13 protein-coding genes are annotated in these 15,159 nt (G+C 73.7%); 7 read left to right on the forward strand and 6 right to left on the reverse strand.

The window, feature by feature from the left end; genetic code table 11:
• The first annotated feature begins 24 nt into the window (after positions 1 to 24).
• The 5 genes from WME83_RS26820 (at position 25) to WME83_RS26840 (ending at position 5,110) form a co-directional block, all read left to right on the forward strand.
• Positions 25 to 1,125 carry an ABC transporter permease gene (locus WME83_RS26820; protein ID WP_437312537.1) on the forward strand — a complete coding sequence of 367 codons (1,101 nt, stop codon included), beginning with the start codon at positions 25 to 27 and terminating at the stop codon, positions 1,123 to 1,125.
• On the forward strand, positions 1,125 to 2,054 hold the full coding sequence (locus WME83_RS26825; protein ID WP_437312538.1) for an ABC transporter permease: 930 nt from the start codon (positions 1,125 to 1,127) through the stop codon (positions 2,052 to 2,054). The genes WME83_RS26820 and WME83_RS26825 overlap by 1 nt, the downstream gene beginning before the upstream one ends.
• A gap of 73 nt (positions 2,055 to 2,127) precedes the next feature.
• Positions 2,128 to 2,826 carry a biuret amidohydrolase gene (gene biuH, locus WME83_RS26830; RefSeq protein WP_437312539.1) on the forward strand — a complete coding sequence of 233 codons (699 nt, stop codon included), beginning with the start codon at positions 2,128 to 2,130 and terminating at the stop codon, positions 2,824 to 2,826.
• Complete coding sequence (locus tag WME83_RS26835; RefSeq protein ID WP_437322048.1) at positions 2,826 to 4,439, forward strand: ABC transporter ATP-binding protein; 1,614 nt, start codon at positions 2,826 to 2,828, stop codon at positions 4,437 to 4,439. Before biuH ends, WME83_RS26835 begins: the two co-directional genes overlap by 1 nt.
• Positions 4,436 to 5,110, forward strand: coding sequence for a cysteine hydrolase family protein (locus tag WME83_RS26840; protein WP_437312540.1), 675 nt, complete (start codon positions 4,436 to 4,438; stop codon positions 5,108 to 5,110). The genes WME83_RS26835 and WME83_RS26840 overlap by 4 nt, the downstream gene beginning before the upstream one ends.
• Before the next feature lie 21 nt (positions 5,111 to 5,131).
• On the opposite strand, the gene WME83_RS26845 is transcribed toward WME83_RS26840, so the two are convergent.
• Entirely contained in the window at positions 5,132 to 6,325 is a 1,194-nt protein-coding gene (locus WME83_RS26845; protein WP_437312541.1) for a BMP family ABC transporter substrate-binding protein, read from the reverse strand.
• 103 nt (positions 6,326 to 6,428) lie between these two features.
• Here WME83_RS26845 and WME83_RS26850 point away from each other — a divergent pair, with 103 nt between their 5' ends.
• On the forward strand, positions 6,429 to 6,818 hold the full coding sequence (locus tag WME83_RS26850) for a cupin domain-containing protein (RefSeq protein WP_437312542.1): 390 nt from the start codon (positions 6,429 to 6,431) through the stop codon (positions 6,816 to 6,818).
• A 184-nt stretch (positions 6,819 to 7,002) separates the two neighbouring features.
• On the opposite strand, the gene WME83_RS26855 is transcribed toward WME83_RS26850, so the two are convergent.
• The 4 genes from WME83_RS26855 to WME83_RS26870 are packed head-to-tail and all read right to left on the reverse strand — an operon-like array spanning position 7,003 to position 10,875.
• Positions 7,003 to 7,644: a hypothetical protein gene (locus WME83_RS26855; RefSeq protein ID WP_437312543.1), complete on the reverse strand. Its 642-nt coding sequence runs from the start codon at positions 7,642 to 7,644 to the stop codon at positions 7,003 to 7,005.
• A 9-nt stretch (positions 7,645 to 7,653) separates the two neighbouring features.
• Complete coding sequence (locus tag WME83_RS26860) at positions 7,654 to 8,421, reverse strand: ankyrin repeat domain-containing protein (protein WP_437312544.1); 768 nt, start codon at positions 8,419 to 8,421, stop codon at positions 7,654 to 7,656.
• Entirely contained in the window at positions 8,415 to 9,644 is a 1,230-nt protein-coding gene (locus WME83_RS26865; protein WP_437312545.1) for a DUF4150 domain-containing protein, read from the reverse strand. The genes WME83_RS26860 and WME83_RS26865 overlap by 7 nt, the downstream gene beginning before the upstream one ends.
• A complete protein-coding gene (locus WME83_RS26870; RefSeq protein WP_437312546.1) occupies positions 9,637 to 10,875 on the reverse strand; it encodes a DUF2169 family type VI secretion system accessory protein in 1,239 nt (412 codons plus the stop codon). Before WME83_RS26870 ends, WME83_RS26865 begins: the two co-directional genes overlap by 8 nt.
• Positions 10,876 to 11,097: 222 nt before the next feature.
• On the opposite strand from WME83_RS26870, the gene WME83_RS26875 reads away from it, so the two are divergent.
• Entirely contained in the window at positions 11,098 to 12,963 is a 1,866-nt protein-coding gene (locus tag WME83_RS26875; protein WP_437312547.1) for a DUF2169 family type VI secretion system accessory protein, read from the forward strand.
• A 9-nt stretch (positions 12,964 to 12,972) separates the two neighbouring features.
• Here the strand turns inward: WME83_RS26875 and WME83_RS26880 are convergent, their stop codons facing one another.
• Positions 12,973 to 14,853 carry a type VI secretion system Vgr family protein gene (locus WME83_RS26880; RefSeq protein WP_437312548.1) on the reverse strand — a complete coding sequence of 627 codons (1,881 nt, stop codon included), beginning with the start codon at positions 14,851 to 14,853 and terminating at the stop codon, positions 12,973 to 12,975.
• Between the last annotated feature and the right edge of the window lie 306 nt (positions 14,854 to 15,159).

Consider the following 15,159-nt stretch of genomic DNA (forward strand, 5'->3'; position numbering starts at 1 on the left):
ATTGGACCCCTTATCCTCGGCGGCGTGAAGCTCCTCCCGCAAGGGCTGCTCGGGCGCGAGACAGCCGAGGCGATCGTCATCCCCGTCGGGGCCCTCGCGGCCTCGCTCCTCGCGTTCGGCGCCTTCGTGGCCGCCCAGGGGGCGAACCCGCTGAGCGTCTATTACGAGATGGTCCGCGGCGCCTTCGGCACGTGGTTCTCGTTCCAGAACACCCTCCTGCGCGCCGCCCCGCTCATGCTGACGGCGCTCTGCACGGCGCTGCCGGCGCGCCTCGGCCTCATCGTCATCGGCGGCGAGGGCGCGGTCGTCGTGGGCGGGCTCTCGGCCGCGTCGGCCGCGCTGGCCTCGCGGGCGTGGGGCGCGCCGCCCGCCGCGGCGCTCGCCGCGATGGCCCTGTCGGGGCTCGCCGCCGGCGCGCTCTGGATCGGCCTCGCCGGCGCGCTGCGCGTCTACCGCGGCGTCAGCGAGACGATCAGCAGCCTGCTCCTCAACTACATCGGGATCGCGCTCCTGAACCACCTCGTCGAGGGCGCCCTGCGCGACCCGGCGAGCCTGAACAAGCCGTCGACGGCCCCGATCGGCGCCGAGTACGCGCTCGGGAACCTGCCCGGCGTCGAGGTCCACGGAGGCCTCGCCTGCGGCGTCCTCGCCTGCGCGCTCTGCTACGCGCTCATGCACCGGACGACCTTCGGCTTCGCCGCGGCGATGAGCGGCGGCAACGTCCGCGCGGCGCTCCTCGCCGGCCTGCCGGTCAGGCGCCTCGTCGTGATCACCTGCATGCTCGCCGGCGCGTGCGCGGGGCTCGCCGGGATGGTCGAGGTCGCGGCCGTCCACGGCCGGGCGAACGCGTCGCTCGTCAGCGGCTACGGCTACACCGGCATCCTCGTCGCCTTCATCGCGCGCCACAACCCGCTCGCGATCCTGCCGGTCGCCCTCCTGCTCGGCGGCATCGGCGCGAGCGGCGGCCTGCTCCAGCGCACGGCGCAGCTCCCCGACGCGGCGGTGAACGTGCTCCAGGGGATCCTGTTCCTCGCGATCCTCGCGAGCGAGACGCTCTATGGACGCGCCCGCGTCGCCCGCGAGCCCGACGTCCGGCAGGCGGCGCCCGCGCCGTCGGTGGCGTGATGAGCGACGCAGCCGCGCTGGGCCTCTGGGGCATCCCCCTCGCGGTCGCCGCCGGGGCGATCCGCATCAGCACGCCGTTCCTCTTCGTGAGCCTCGGCGAGTGCCTCACCGAGAAGAGCGGCCGCGTGAACCTCGGCCTGGAAGGCACGCTCGTCATGGGCGCGATGGGCGGCTACGGCGTCTCGTACCTCACCGGCTCCGCCTGGCTCGGCGTCCTCGCCGCCGGCCTCCTCGGCGCGGCGCTCGGCGCGCTCCACGCGTGGCTGTGCGCGAAGCCGCGGGTCAACGACATCGCGGTCGGCATCGCGCTCATGCTCTTCGGCGTCGGCCTCGCCTTCTTCCTCGGCAAGCCGCTCATCAAGCCGACGGCGCCCCGCCTGCCCGCGATCCCGCTCGGCTCCTTCAGCGATCTCCCGCAGGTCCGCGCCGCGCTCCAGGTGAACGCGCTCTTCCTCGTCGGCGCCGCGCTCGCCCCGCTCCTCCTCTGGATGCTGCGCCGCACCCGCCTCGGCCTCGTGCTCCGCACCGTCGGCGAGAGCGCCGACGCCGCCCGCGCGATGGGCGTCGACGTGAACCTCGTCCGGCGGCGCGCGACGATGGCCGGCGGCTTCCTGGCCGGCGTCGGCGGCTCGTACCTCTCGCTCTTCTACCCCGGCAGCTGGAACGAGGGCCTGTCGAGCGGACAGGGGCTCATGGCCGTGGCCCTCGTCATCTTCGCGCGCTGGAACCCGGTGCGCTGCCTCGCCGCCTCGCTCCTCTTCGGCGGCGCGAGCGCGCTCGGCCCGGCGCTCCAGTCCGTGGGCATCACCTGGGGCTACCACCTCTTCAACGCCGCGCCCTACATCGTCACGCTGGCCATCATGGTCGCCGCGAGCTCCGCGACCCGGACCCTGCGCGACCAGCCCGCCGAGCTCACGCTCGCCCGATGAGCCCCGGGGATCCCGAACGACGCGAACGACGACGACCCCGAGACAACCGCTGAAGGACAGGAGGACCCGACGCATGACCTACGTGGCCGCTGACCCCTACGCCTGGCCGTACGACGGGGCGCTCCGCCCCGAGACGACGGCCCTGATCGTCATCGACATGCAGACCGACTTCTGCGGCAAGGGCGGGTACATCGACCTGCTCGGCTACGACATCTCGCTCACGCGGGCCTGCGTCGCGCCGATCCAGCGCGTGCTCGCGGAGGCGCGCCGCCGCCGCTACCACGTCCTGCACACGCGCGAGGGGCACCGGCCGGACCTCTCGGATCTCCCGGCGAACAAGCGGTGGCGCTCGCGCCGGACCGACGGCGGGCGCGGCACGGGCGTCGGCATCGGGGATCCGGGGCCGCGCGGGCGGGTGCTCGTCCGCGGCGAGCCCGGCTGGGAGATCATCCCGGAGCTCGCGCCGCTGCCCGGCGAGCCGATCATCGACAAGCCCGGCAAGGGCTCGTTCTGCGCGACCGATCTCGATCTCATCCTCCGCCAGCGCCGCGTCGAGAACCTGATCCTCACGGGGATCACGACGGACGTCTGCGTGCACACGACCATGCGCGAGGCGAACGATCGCGGCTACGAGTGCCTGCTGCTCTCCGACTGCTGCGCGGCCACCGATCCCGGCAACCACGCCGCGGCCCTGAAGATGATCACGATGCAGAACGGGGTGTTCGGCGCGGTCTCGACCTCCGCCGCGCTCCTGGAGGCGATCGCGTCGTGATGGACCCGCGCGCCCTCTCGAGCCCGGCGGCGCGGCCGATCCGCGCCGCCGCGGCGCCCCGCGAGCCCGGCCCGCCCGCGCCGCCGCCGGAGCTCTCCGCCGCGGGCATCACCAAGCGGTTCGGCCCGCTGCTCGCGCTCGACGACGTGTCGCTGCGCGTCGCGCCCGGGAGCTTCCACGCGCTCCTCGGCGAGAACGGCGCCGGCAAGAGCACGCTGGTCAAGTGCATCATGGGCTACCACCAGGCCGACGCGGGCGAGGTGCGGGTCGAGGGCGCCGCCCTGGCCATCCGGAGCCCGCGCGACGCGCGGTCGCTGGGGATCGGCATGGTCTACCAGCACTTCACCCTGGTGATGAACATGACGGTCGCCGAGAACCTCGTGCTCGCGCGCCCGTCGCTCCCGCTCGTGATCGACTGGCGAAAGGAGCGCGAGGCGATCCGCGCGTTCATGGCGCGCATGCCCTTCCGGCTCGGCCCGGGCTCGGCCGTGCGCGAGCTGTCGGCGGGCGAGAAGCAGAAGCTCGAGATCCTGAAGCAGCTCTACCTCGGGAGCCGGATCATCCTCCTCGACGAGCCGACGTCGGTGCTCACGCCCGCGGAGGCCGACGAGGTGCTCGGGACGCTCCGCGGCATGGCCGAGGCGCGGCGGATCAGCGTGCTCATGATCTCGCACAAGTTCCGCGAGGTGATGGCGTTCGCCGACGAGGTCACGGTGCTGCGGCGCGGCCGGGTCGCGGGCCGGGGGAAGGTCGAGGACCTCACGCCCGCGGCCATGGCCGAGATGATGGTCGGCGCGCAGCCTCCGCAGGTCTTGGTGGCACGTGGCGGCGCGCGCGGCGACGCGCCCGCCGGGGAGCCGGTCCTGCGCATCGAGGGGCTCGCCGCGGCCGACGACCGCGGGCGGCCGGCGCTCGACGGCGTGACGCTCACGGTCCGCCGCGGCGAGATCGTCGGGATCGCCGGCGTCTCGGGCAACGGGCAGGAGGAGCTCGTCGAGGTGCTCGCCGGGCAACGGCCCGCGCGGGCGGGGAGCGTGCTGGTCCACGGCGAGCCGTACGGCGCGGGGCGCGACGAGACCCGGCGGCACCGGGTGCGGTGCCTGCCCGAGGAGCCGCTGCGCAACGCGTGCGTGCCGGCGATGTCGGTGGCGGAGAACATCGGGTTCCGCGTCTTCGACACGCCGCCGTTCACCGCGCTCCGCTTCGGCGTGAGCCGCGCCGCCCTGCGGCGGTCGGCCGAGCGCCTCGCCCGGGACTACGCCATCAAGACGCCCTCGGTCGACGCGCCGATCGGCAGGCTCTCCGGCGGGAACGTGCAGCGCGCGGTGCTCGCGCGCGAGCTCGGGACGGGCTCGGACGAGGGGATCGAGCTGCTCATCGTCGCGAACCCGTGCTTCGGCCTCGATTTCGCGGCCGTGGCCGAGATCCGCGCCCGCATCCTCGGGGCGCGCGACCGCGGGACGGCGGTGCTCCTCGTGAGCGCGGATCTCGACGAGATCTTCGCGATGGCCGACCGGATCCTCGTGATGAGCGAGGGGCGCGTCGTCCACGAGTCGCAGGTCGGATCGGCGGACGTCGCGGAGATCGGCCGCGCGATGGCGGGGCACGCATGACGGCGCGCGCCCCCGAGATCGCGGCGAAGCCGTACCCGTTCCGCCTCGCCGAGCCGGACGCCCTGGCGCTGCTCGTCATCGACATGCAGCGCGATTTCCTGGAGCCGGGCGGCTTCGGCGCGGCGCTCGGCAACGACGTCCGCAGGCTCCAGCGCATCGTGCCGACGGTGCGCCTGCTGCTCGACGCGTTCCGCGAGCGCGGCCTGACCATCCTCCACACCAAGGAGGGTCACCGGCCGGATCTCTCGGACTGCCCGCCCGCCAAGCGGAGCCGCGGCGCGCCGGGCATGCGGATCGGCGATGTCGGGCCGATGGGGCGCATCCTCGTCCTGGGCGAGCCGGGCAACGACTTCGTCCCGGAGCTCGCGCCCGCGCCCGGGGAGCTCGTCATCCCCAAGCCGGGCAAAGGCGCCTTTTACCGGACGGGGCTCGACGCCCGGCTCGCGGCGCTCGGCGTCTCGCAGCTGCTCATCGCCGGCGTGACCACCGAGGTCTGCGTCCAGACCACGATGCGCGAGGCGAACGATCGCGGCTACGAGTGCCTGTTGATCGAGGACGCCACCGAGAGCTATTTCCCCGAGTTCAAGGCCGCGACCCTGGAGATGGTCCGCGCCCAGGGCGCCATCGTCGGCTGGACCGCGCCGGCCGCCGCGGTCCTCAAGGCGCTCTGAGCGCTGGAGGACTACATCGCTCTAGTGTCGAACGGAGCCGATGGCGCCCTCGACCAAGTAGTTCATGCTCTCCAGCACGAGGTCGGTCTGCTTCTGCTCGGCGGCCTCGGCGATGACCACCTTGCCCTCGTTGTCCTTGATCGGCCCCTTGAAGATGACGAGCGTCCCGTCCGTGAGCCCCGCCTTCGCCTCCTCGGCCTTCTTCTTCGCCTCCTCGGAGACGGCGGGGCCATACGGCGAGAGCTTGATGAATCCTTCCTTGAAGCCGCCGCGCAGGAGGTGCTGATACGGCTTCCCTTCGCGGATCCACGCCATGTAGTCGGTGTACACCTTGGCCCAGTTCCATTCGGCCCCGGTCAGGTACCCCTTGGGGGCGAGCGTCGCCTGGCCCGTGTGATAGCCGGTGCTGAAAATGCCGCGGCGCTCGGCGAGCTCGATGATCACCTTGGGCGAGTCCACGTGGGCGGTCAGGACGTCGACGCCCTGGTCGATGAGGCTGTTCGCCGCCTCCGCCTCCTTGACGGGCATCGACCAGTCGCCCGTGAAGATCACGGCCGTCGTCGCGCTCGGGTTCACGCTCCGGACACCGAGCGTGAACGCGTTGATGTTGCGGAGCACCTGCGGGATCGGCTTGGCCGCGATGAACCCGAGCTTGCCGCTCTTCGTCGTCATCCCGGCGACGATGCCGGACACGTACTCTGCCTCGTCGATGTATCCGAAATAGCTGCCGACGTTGCTCGGGTGCTTCGACGCATCGTAGAGGCCGCCGCAGTGGAGAAAGACCTTGTCCGGGTACTTCTCCGCCACCTTGAGGATGTGCGGATCGAAGTAGCCGAAGGACGTCGGGAAGATCACGGCCGCGCCGTCGAGGTTGATCATGCTCTCGATCGTCTTCTGCACGGCGACCGTCTCGGGGACGTTCTCCTCCTCGCGGGTCTTCACGCCGGCCAGCTTGGCGACCGCGGCGGCGCCCTCCGCGTGCGCCTGGTTGTAGCCGTAATCATCCCGGGCGCCGACGTAGATGAAGCCCACCGTGAGCGGCTGATCGCCCGGCGCCTCCTTGCTGCAGCCGACCGCCGGCAGCAGCGAGAGCGAGACGAGCAGCGGGCCAAGGAGGGCGAGGGAGCTCCGGCGGCGTGGCGCGTCGGCCCCACCGGCGAGGCGCGGAGTTCTCAGGGTGCTCTTCACGCCCTGGATCTGTACGCGCGTCTTCATTTCTGAAAGTTTTCCCGTCCATGAATTGTTCGCGTCCCACGCGATTGCCATTGAGCGCGCGCGGCGCGCTGTGGCAAGGTCTCACCAACACGGGAGATTCGCGATGATGTCGACGAATGCAGCAGCAACGCGGGATGCAGCACCTGTGCAGTTGCCGTTCATCGTTTCGGATGTGGCGGCGCTCACCGCCAATCCGGATTTGATCCCGTGGCGTCGATTCCGGGAAGGCGTCGAGATCCACCAGCTTTACGGGAGCGGCGACGCCGGCGCCTCGGCGGCGCTCCTGCGGTATGCGCCGGGTGCGTCGGTGCCGCAGCACGTCCATCGCGGCCATGAGCACATCTTCGTGCTCGCGGGCTCGCAGTCGGACGAGCGCGGGCACCACCGCGCCGGCACGCTGGTGGTGAACACGCCGGGCACCCGTCACAGCGTGTCGAGCGCCGAGGGCTGCATCGTCCTCGCGATCTGGGAGCAGCCCGTCGTCTTCATCTGACTCCCCGCCGGGCCGCCCATCTGGATACGGGGGCCGCCCATCTGGACATCCGGGCCGCTCATCTGGACATCCGGGTCGCTCATCTGGACACCGGGGCCGCTCATCTGGACACCGGGGCCGCCCATCTGGACATCCGGGCCGCTCATCTGGACACCCGGCCGACCATCCGGACACCCGGGTCCCCTCACCTCCGGATCTGCGCGCCGTCGTTCCTGCCCCTGATGCCCTGGATCAGGCGCAACGCCTGCTGGAGCCCCGCGAGCACCGACCGGAGCATCTCCAGCACCGGCCCGTTGACGCCGCGCATCAGGGCCATCGTCGCGGCGTTCTCCACGGCCTGCGCCGCCTGCGCCGGCGACGGAGCCGTCCCCGCGAGCGCCTCGATCCGCTCGCGCGTCGCGCCGAGCGCGAGCGCGTGCACCGGCTGGCCGCGGGGACCCGACACCTCCATCGCCTGCCGCAGGATCTCCTCGGTGAGCTGCCGCGTCCGGATCTGATCGGGCCGCGCCGGCCCGTCCATCGCCTCGGGTGGGGTCCGCACGAGGCGCCCGAGCTCCGTGAGCCGCGCGGCGAGCTCCTCCGGCGACGCCACGTCCCCGGTCCCCGGCGCGCCCGCCCCCTCCCCGCTCGCTCCGCCGCGCGCCGCCGGCGCGCCGCCGCGCCCGCCGCCGCCGAGCTGCTGCACGAGCCCCTCGAGCTGCCGCCACATCGGCGCGAGCCGCTCGACGCCCTGCACGAGCTGCACGGCGGGGTTGGCCTCCTCCACGGGGACCGCGCGCGCTGGGGTCTGACCGACGATGCGCCCGATGGTGTTGCCGGATCCCATGGTGTCACCTCACCTCGGCTGGCCGACGGGGACGATCGGCTCCTCGCCGCGCTGCCGCATCCGCTCGCGCTCCACCTCGGGGGGGTCGGGCGGCCACCGCACCCCCGCCCGCACGATCCGGTCGCGGAGCGCCGCCATCTTCCGGAGCGCGGCCGAGCCCGGGAGCTGCCGCGCCATGAGCTCCTCCAGCACGCGCGCGAACGACTGCCCGAGGCGGTTCACCGCGCGCGGATCGGCGCCGCGGTCGAGCAGCTCCTCCACCTGGTCGAGCTGCAGCGCCCGCAGCGCGTAGGTGATCGCCGGCGTCCCGAGCGAGTCGCGGGCGTTCACGTCCGCGCCGCGGTCGAGCAGGAGGCGCATGCTCTCGACCGTGGCCTCCGAGGCCGCGTGGAAGAGCGCCGGCGTGTGGCCGCGGCCGACCCGCGCGTCGGGCGACACGCCGCCGTCGAGCATCGCCCGCAGGAACGCCGGGCTCTTCGCCAGGATCGCCAGATCGAGCGCGCTCGAGAGGTGCGGCACCACGTGGTGCACGTCGGCGCCCGCGCGCACGAGCTCGGTCACGATCTGCAAACGCGCGCGCTCTTGCCCCGACGCCCAGTGCATCGCGAACACGAGCAGCGTCATGTGCTCGGCGCCGGGCGCGTTCAGCTCGGTCGCCGGCGCGAGCGCGCGGACGGCCGCGGGATCGCCGGCCGCGATGGCCCGCGCGAGCTCGCGCTGCGGGCCGAGGAAGAAGCGGTCGGGGTCGGGCGCGCGCATCGTGGCTCCGCTCAGCATCGCTTGCCGGTCTTCTCGGCGATCTTCCGCTGGTCCGCCTGCTTTTGCTTCTCGATGCCGTTGATGACGTCGGGCATCAGGTGACGGTTATAAGGGTCCAGGCTCGACGCTGGCAGCTCGTGCTTCGTGCCGACGGCGTCCGGCATGACGGCGCTCAGGCCCACCTTGGCCAGGGCGCCCCACAGCCCGCCGGCGGCCCACGCGGCCAGGGTGCCCTTCCACCCCTGCTCCTGGAAGCCCGTGAGCACCTCGTCCTGGACGCGGTACGCGGCGATGTCGGCCGGTCGCTCCGTGCCGCCGTAGCCCGTGACCGTGCCCGGGTTGAGGCCCGCCGCGTTGAACGTCCAGCCCCGCGAGCCGCCCGCCGTCGCCGCCGCCGACGCCAGGCCCCCGCCGAGCGAGTGGCCCGTGTAGTCCACGCTGTTCCCGAGCGTGTTCCCCACGCGCACGGCGTCGCGGTAGTACGGCGAGTCCATGTTGAGCCCCTGCGCGAAGTTGTTCTGCCAGTCCGCGCCGTTCTCCGTCCCCCGGAAGGCCACCGTCGGCCGCATGTCGCCGCCGAAGACGTCCGGGTCGGGCTCGTAGAGCCGCGTGGCGCCCGGGCGGCTGCCGTCCAGGTCGCCGGGCGTGAGCCCGTAACGCGCGAGCGCCTCGGGGTCGTCGCTGATGTCGCGCCACCCCGTCGGCGCGGGCTTCGAGGGGTCGTAGGTGTGGCCCGAGAGCGCGGCCTTCTCCGCGGCGATCGTGTTGCGCTCGAAGCGCGCGGCGGCCTCGCGCGTCGCCGGGTCGTCGCCGTTCTTGCCCGCCTCGATCTGCTCCTTGCGGCAGTTGTAACGCGCCCTCTTGTCGGCCTTGTCCTGCGCCGCCTTGTCGCCGTTCATCTGCGCCAGGTCGTCGTGGCGCACGACCGGGTGCGCGTTGACCAGGACGCTCGGGCTGTGCGTCTGCGACCAGCTCTGCTGGCCGACGGTGCCGCTCACGACGCCCTTGGCGCTGCCCGGCTCGTCGCCCTCGGTCGTGGGCATCACGGTCGCGGCGTGCTTCTGCACGCGCCCGTCGTTGGCGTGCACGTCCTCGCTCGCGCCCTGCGCCGGCTCCAGCCTGGAGATCACGTTGTACGGCACGGGCGGCGTGCTCGACCCCATCGGCGTCTTGCACACGTCGGGCGCGCACGACACCGCCATCCACGGCTCCTGCTTGCGCGAGAGGACGTTCTCAGCCACGGCCCACCGCCATCTTCAGGAGCGGGGCGCGCGGATCGACCTCGAAGCGCGCCTCCATCCGCTGCACCCCGAGCGCGCGGGCCACGAGCGCCCGCCACACGCACGTCACGACCATCGACTCGGCGTCGACCGAGAGCGTGTCGAGCGCCGCGGGCACCGGCACCGGCAGCCCCGCGATCCAGGCCATCGCGAACGCCCGGTGCGGCGGCAGCTCGAACGCGACGCGCCCGTCGCACGCGAGCGCGGGGCGCGCGAGGTTCCAGAGCTCGACCCGCAGGCCGACGTCGGGGTGCGGGATCTGCTGGTCGTCGGGCGCCGCGTTCCAGTACGCGAAGGAGAAGTCGTCGGGGAGGAACGGGTGCCGGCCCGCCACCCACGCCTCGCCGTAGGTGCCCGCGCGCTGGAGGCGCGGCGTCCACGCGCGCCCCACGCACCCGAGGCCCGCCGGCGCGAACGGGTAGTCCGCCGCGATCTCCGCCATCTGCGGGGCCTCCACCGCGTGCGGCGGGTGCGACGCCACGGCGAGGCGCGTCACCCGGCTGTCGGGCCGCTCGATCTGCGGCGCGGCCACGCGGTCGGGCGCCGGCGCGCCGGCGTCGCGCAGCGCGTCCAGGGTGCGCGCCTCCATCCACCCGCAGCCGACCGGGTTGGTGAAGCACACCTCGTCGAGGAGCGGCGCCCCCCCGGGCGCGGCGCGCACGAGGCTGCGGCCGCCGAAGGCGCGCTCCCAGCGCACCGGCACGCTCGCCGCCGGCTCGGGCCGGGTGAGCTGCCAGCCCTCCGCCGCGCGCTCGAACCACCGCGGCCCGCACACCTCCAGCGCCTTGTCGACGAGCGCGCGCCGCGGCGGCTCGCGGCCGCCGGCGTCGCCTCCGGGCGGCGGCGCGCCGCGCCCCGTCACGCGCAGCCGGGCCGTCCAGCGCTCCGCGGGCTCCTCCCCGGGCGCCCACGCGGTCGCGCGCACGAGCACGTCGCAGCGCGGCTTGAACGGCGCGAGGTCGCTCTCGGCGCGGACGCTCGACGCGTTCGCCTCCCCCTCGAAGACGTCGCGCAGGAGCAGCCGCCCGGCGACGTCGTCCGGGAGGAGCTCGCAGCGGTGGGTCGCCTCTCCGCCGCCCCCGGGGACGAGCCGGTAGGCGGCCTTGAGCGCGAGCACATGGTGCTCCTCGTCGTGCGCGTCGAGGGCGCTGTAGGCCAGGGCGTCGAATGGGGTGAGGTTCCGGCACTCCATCGTCGCATCCCGACGCTAACGGAGGGCACCACCGCCTTCAATGGCCGACGCGCGCGGGATGCCGCGGTGCCGCGCGGCGTCGCGCGGCGCGGCGCCGCAGCGTCGCGCGCGTGGCCGCGGCGTGACGGCGGAGGTTCGCCCGGACGCCGTCCCGCGGCTCGGATATCCTGAGGGACATCGCTGGGATGCACGTCGCCCCGGAGCGCGCCTGATCCATCGCCGATGCACCTCGTCTGCCAAGGCCTGATACGCGCCAGCTCGCTGGAGTGGCGACCCAGACCCGACGCGTGGGTGCTCACCGTCGCGTGCCATGCGCTGTTCGAGCTCGCGCCGCTCGAGTCGCCGATGACGAGCGGCCCCGCGCCCCCGCTGGAGGGCGAAGCGGACGAGCGGCGGCTCGTCGAGCCGTGGGGCCCGGTCGCGCCGTTCAAGCGGTGGAGCGAGGTGCTCGTCGTCGGCCACGCGCACGCGCCCGAGGGCGGCGCGGTGACGTCGCTCATCGCGCGGCTCGCGGTGGGCGACATCGACAAGGCGATCGAGGTCCGCGGCGACGCGTGCTTCACGCGCGACGGCGCGCTCGGCGAGCCCGCGCCCTTCACGCGCATGCCGCTCCGCTGGGAGCGCGCCGCGGGAGGCCCGCACACCTCGAACCCGATCGGCGTGCCGACGGGCCATGGAGCGCCCGCGGATCGATGGGGGCGAGCGCGCGCGCCGAACCTCCTGACCGCGGCCTCGTCGACCGCGATCCGGCAAGGCCACCTCTGGCCCGCCGGCTTCGGCCCGCTCCGGCCGGAGTGGCCCGACCGCGCGCAGCGCCTGCGCCGGCACGCGGCGGGCTGGGATCACGCGCGCTGGGCCGAGCGGCCGCTGCCCGAGGGCATCGACACCGGGTACTTCAACGCCGCGCCGCTCGATCAGGTGACGAACGAGCTGACGGGCACGGAGCCGATCGTGCTCGAGCACCTGCACCCGCGCTTGCCGCGGCTCGCGACGCGCCTCCGCGCGCCGGCGCCGAGCGCGATCGCGGTGACGAACGGCGTCGAGCTGCGCGTGCCGCTCCGCTGCGACACGCTCGTCATCGACGCCGATCACGGCGTGGCGGCGCTCGTGTGGCGCGGGCAGCTCATGCTCGATCGCCCGCCGCGCGAGGGCGCCGTGCTCATCACCGAGGGCGAGCCCGCGCCGAGCCTCACGGGCACGATGACGGCCCCGCTCTCGTCGAGGCCCTCCGCGGTGCTCCCGTTCCTGCAAGGCGCCGCGCAGCTCGCCCCGGCGCCGCCGGCCGGAGCCGCGCCGGACGCGGCCGATCCGCGCTTCTCGGCGGCGCCGCCGTCGCCGCCCCCGATCGACGACGAGGACACGTCGCAGACGCTGGTGCCCGCCGTGGTGCTCCCGAGGCCCGCGCTCCCGTTCCACGCGTCCGCGCCGGAGCCCTCCCGCGGCCCGCCGCCCGCGCCGCACGAGCGCGAGCCGGACGACGGGCCGCCCACGCCGCCGGCGCCCCCCGCGTCGCTCGCGCTCCTTTTGCCGCTCCCCCCGCCGGCGCGGCTCGCCGCGGAGCCCGCGCCCGCGCCGGCGCTCGCGCCCGCCGCGGAGGTCCCCGAGCCGCGCCCCGCGGCGGCTCCGGAGCCGGCGGACGGGCCCGCGGAGCCGGCCTTGCCCGTCGACGCGTATCCCCTCGCCCGCTGCGCGGCGATCGCGGCGCGGCTCGCGGCGCGCCCCGGCGCGGAGGACGCGATCCTCGCGGCGGAGTCGCTCTCGCCGGACACGTGGGAGGCGCTGCACGCGCACTGGCTCGACGCGATCCGCGCCGAGGTCGGGCGCGGGAAGCGGCGGCTGCTCTCGTCGTACGACGCGGCGTACATCGCGGCGCTGGAGGCCGAGCGAGGCCCGATCACGGCGGTCGACTACGCCCGGCTCGCGATCGCGTCCGAGCGCGGGAACGACGCGCAGGCGCTCAGGGAGCTCCGCTTGCCCGAGGGCGCGCTGATCCGGCTCCGCCGCGTGTGGCTGGAGCGGGTCGTCAAGGATCCCGCGGCGGCCCAGCAGGTGCGCGCGGCGATGCGCGCGGCGGCCGAGGCCCCGTGACCTCGACGGCTAGTTGAGATCGATCGGGTCGCCGAAGACCTGCGTGTGGCCGCTCGAGTGGATCGTGATGTCGGTCCCCGAGATCACGATCTTGCCCGACTTCTCCATCACGATGCTCGACTTGCCGCAGACGATCTCGACCCTGTCCCCGACCCGGGTCGCCTGCACGCTGCCGATCTCCACCGTCTCGTTGACGCCCACCACGCGCGATCGGTTCATCCCGACCACCTCGCGCGCGCTGTTCATCACCAGCTTGGTGAAGTCGTTGCCGACGGTCTGATCCTCGTTGTTGCCGATCGCGCTCACGCGATCGTTGCCGATGTTGACCTGCTCGTCGTGCTTGACGAGCTTGTTCATGTCGCGCTCGGCCTGCACCCGGACGAGCTCCTTGCCCGCCGCGTCCTCGAACATGAGCTCGTTGTAGCCGCCGGTCTCGGGCGACGAGCTGGTCTTCCAGCCGCTCTGCGTCTTGTTCTCGGGGAGCTTGTACGGCGTCTTCTGGAGGTTCGTGTACACCCGGCCCGTGATGATCGGCCGGTCGGGATCGGCGCCGAGGAAGTCGACGATCACCTCCTGGCCGATGCGCGGCAGGTTGGTGCCGCCGAAGCCGGCGCCGCCCCAGGGCTGGCTCACGTGGATCCAGCACGACGACGCGTCGTTCATGCGGCCCTCGCGATCCCAGTGGAACTGCACGCGCACGCGGCCGAACTCGTCGACGTGGATCTCCTGGCCGGGCGGGCCGACCACGGTGGCGGACTCGACCCCCTGGACGCGCGGCTTCCGCGTGCGGAGCGGCGGCCGGTACGGGGCGTCCGCGGTCACGGCGCGGCACGCGTGCCGGAAGATGCCCGGGACCTCGCCCGCGAGCGTCGACTCGAGGACGAGCAGCGGCTTGTCCGGCGCGAGCTCGGCCTTCGGGTGGTCGAGGAACGAGAGGACGGTGCCCGGCGCGGGATCCATCGTGTTGGTCTCGAACGTGATCTCGCGGGCCGAGGCGCGCTTCGCCTCGAGGCGCCGCTGCGCGAGCGCGGCCCCCTCGGCCTCGTCCGCGCGGTACTTGCCCTTGTCGTCGGCGGCCGGCGTGCTGTCGCCCCTGTCGCTCTCGTAGAGGAACGCCCCGGGCACGTAGTGGAAGCGCTCGAGCCGCTCCTCGACGCCGCCGGGACCGGCGGCGCTCGCCAGGAGCTCGTACGACGCCGGCCGCCGGTAGTCGTGGTCGCGGACCGTGTACTTGCCCGGCCGCAGCCGGCGGCCGACGCGCACCTCGGTGACGTGCTCGAGGTCGGCGTCGGTCGGGTGGTCGCGGAACGCGATCGGGGTGCGCCGGGGGTTGCCGTGAGGCCCGTCGTCGAGGACGAGCCGGCTCTCGCCGTTCTCGAAATAGAAGCTCACCCCCGCGTCCTCGAGCATGCGGCAGAGGAACGTGTAGTCGCTCTCGCCGTACTGGACGCGGAACTTGCGCTTCCGGTAGCTCCCGGTGAGGCGCAGCGCCGGGGAGATCCCCCACTCGTCGAGGATCTTCAGCGCGATGTCGATCTCCGACAGGTGCTGGAAGACGCGGTGGTTGCGCCGCTGCGTGGCGAGCCACAGCGCGGGGACGAGCGTGAGCTCGTAGGTGGAGAGGTGGCGCTCCTCGACGGCGATCTGCCGGAGCTGGCTGCAGACGCCGGACCACGCGCGGGCCTGCTCGCGCTGCGCGGAGAACCGCATCGGCCGGCCGATGACGGCCTCGAAATCGATGTCCGGGTTGTCCGACACGGCGACGACGCGCACCTCGAAGAGCGCCGACATCCGATCCGTGGCCGTGAACTGGCGCACGTCGAGCGCGTCTCCGGAGGCGACGTGCACCTCTGCCCGGGCCTCGCCGCGCGCGCTCAGCGCGCCGGCCATGCCGCTTCCCTTCCCCTGATGAGCCGGGTTCGCACCGTCCATACATGCTCCCATGCCCGCTCCTCCCGCACGGGACGCGACGGGACCGACCGCCGGATGGTACCCGGCGATGCGAGCGCGCCACAAGGCCGGCCCCGCGCCGTTGCGGTGTCGATCCGGTGACACCGGAGAATGACGACCCGCGCGCCGGCGTCACGGCAACACCACGCCGCGGTAGCGCCAGGGTACGACATCGCCGCACGCACATTTTCACCGGCGTCGCCGGACGAGCGGGCGCCCGGCGCTCGCTTGCTTCTTCATCCTTCT

Source organism: Sorangium sp. So ce385 (assembly GCF_051474135.1).
Lineage (GTDB): Bacteria > Myxococcota_A > Polyangia > Polyangiales > Polyangiaceae > Sorangium > Sorangium cellulosum_D.

Coding starts and splice junctions, on each gene's coding strand:
- WME83_RS26875 (WP_437312547.1), top strand. CDS start 11,098: ATGCACCTCGTCTGCCAAGGCCTGATACGCGCCAGCTCGCTGGAGTGG.
- WME83_RS26825 (WP_437312538.1), top strand. CDS start 1,125: ATGAGCGACGCAGCCGCGCTGGGCCTCTGGGGCATCCCCCTCGCGGTC.
- WME83_RS26850 (WP_437312542.1), top strand. CDS start 6,429: ATGATGTCGACGAATGCAGCAGCAACGCGGGATGCAGCACCTGTGCAG.
- WME83_RS26870 (WP_437312546.1), bottom strand. CDS start 10,875: ATGGAGTGCCGGAACCTCACCCCATTCGACGCCCTGGCCTACAGCGCC.
- WME83_RS26880 (WP_437312548.1), bottom strand. CDS start 14,853: ATGGCCGGCGCGCTGAGCGCGCGCGGCGAGGCCCGGGCAGAGGTGCAC.
- biuH (WP_437312539.1), top strand. CDS start 2,128: ATGACCTACGTGGCCGCTGACCCCTACGCCTGGCCGTACGACGGGGCG.
- WME83_RS26855 (WP_437312543.1), bottom strand. CDS start 7,644: ATGGGATCCGGCAACACCATCGGGCGCATCGTCGGTCAGACCCCAGCG.
- WME83_RS26835 (WP_437322048.1), top strand. CDS start 2,826: ATGGACCCGCGCGCCCTCTCGAGCCCGGCGGCGCGGCCGATCCGCGCC.
- WME83_RS26845 (WP_437312541.1), bottom strand. CDS start 6,325: ATGAAGACGCGCGTACAGATCCAGGGCGTGAAGAGCACCCTGAGAACT.
- WME83_RS26860 (WP_437312544.1), bottom strand. CDS start 8,421: ATGCTGAGCGGAGCCACGATGCGCGCGCCCGACCCCGACCGCTTCTTC.
- WME83_RS26840 (WP_437312540.1), top strand. CDS start 4,436: ATGACGGCGCGCGCCCCCGAGATCGCGGCGAAGCCGTACCCGTTCCGC.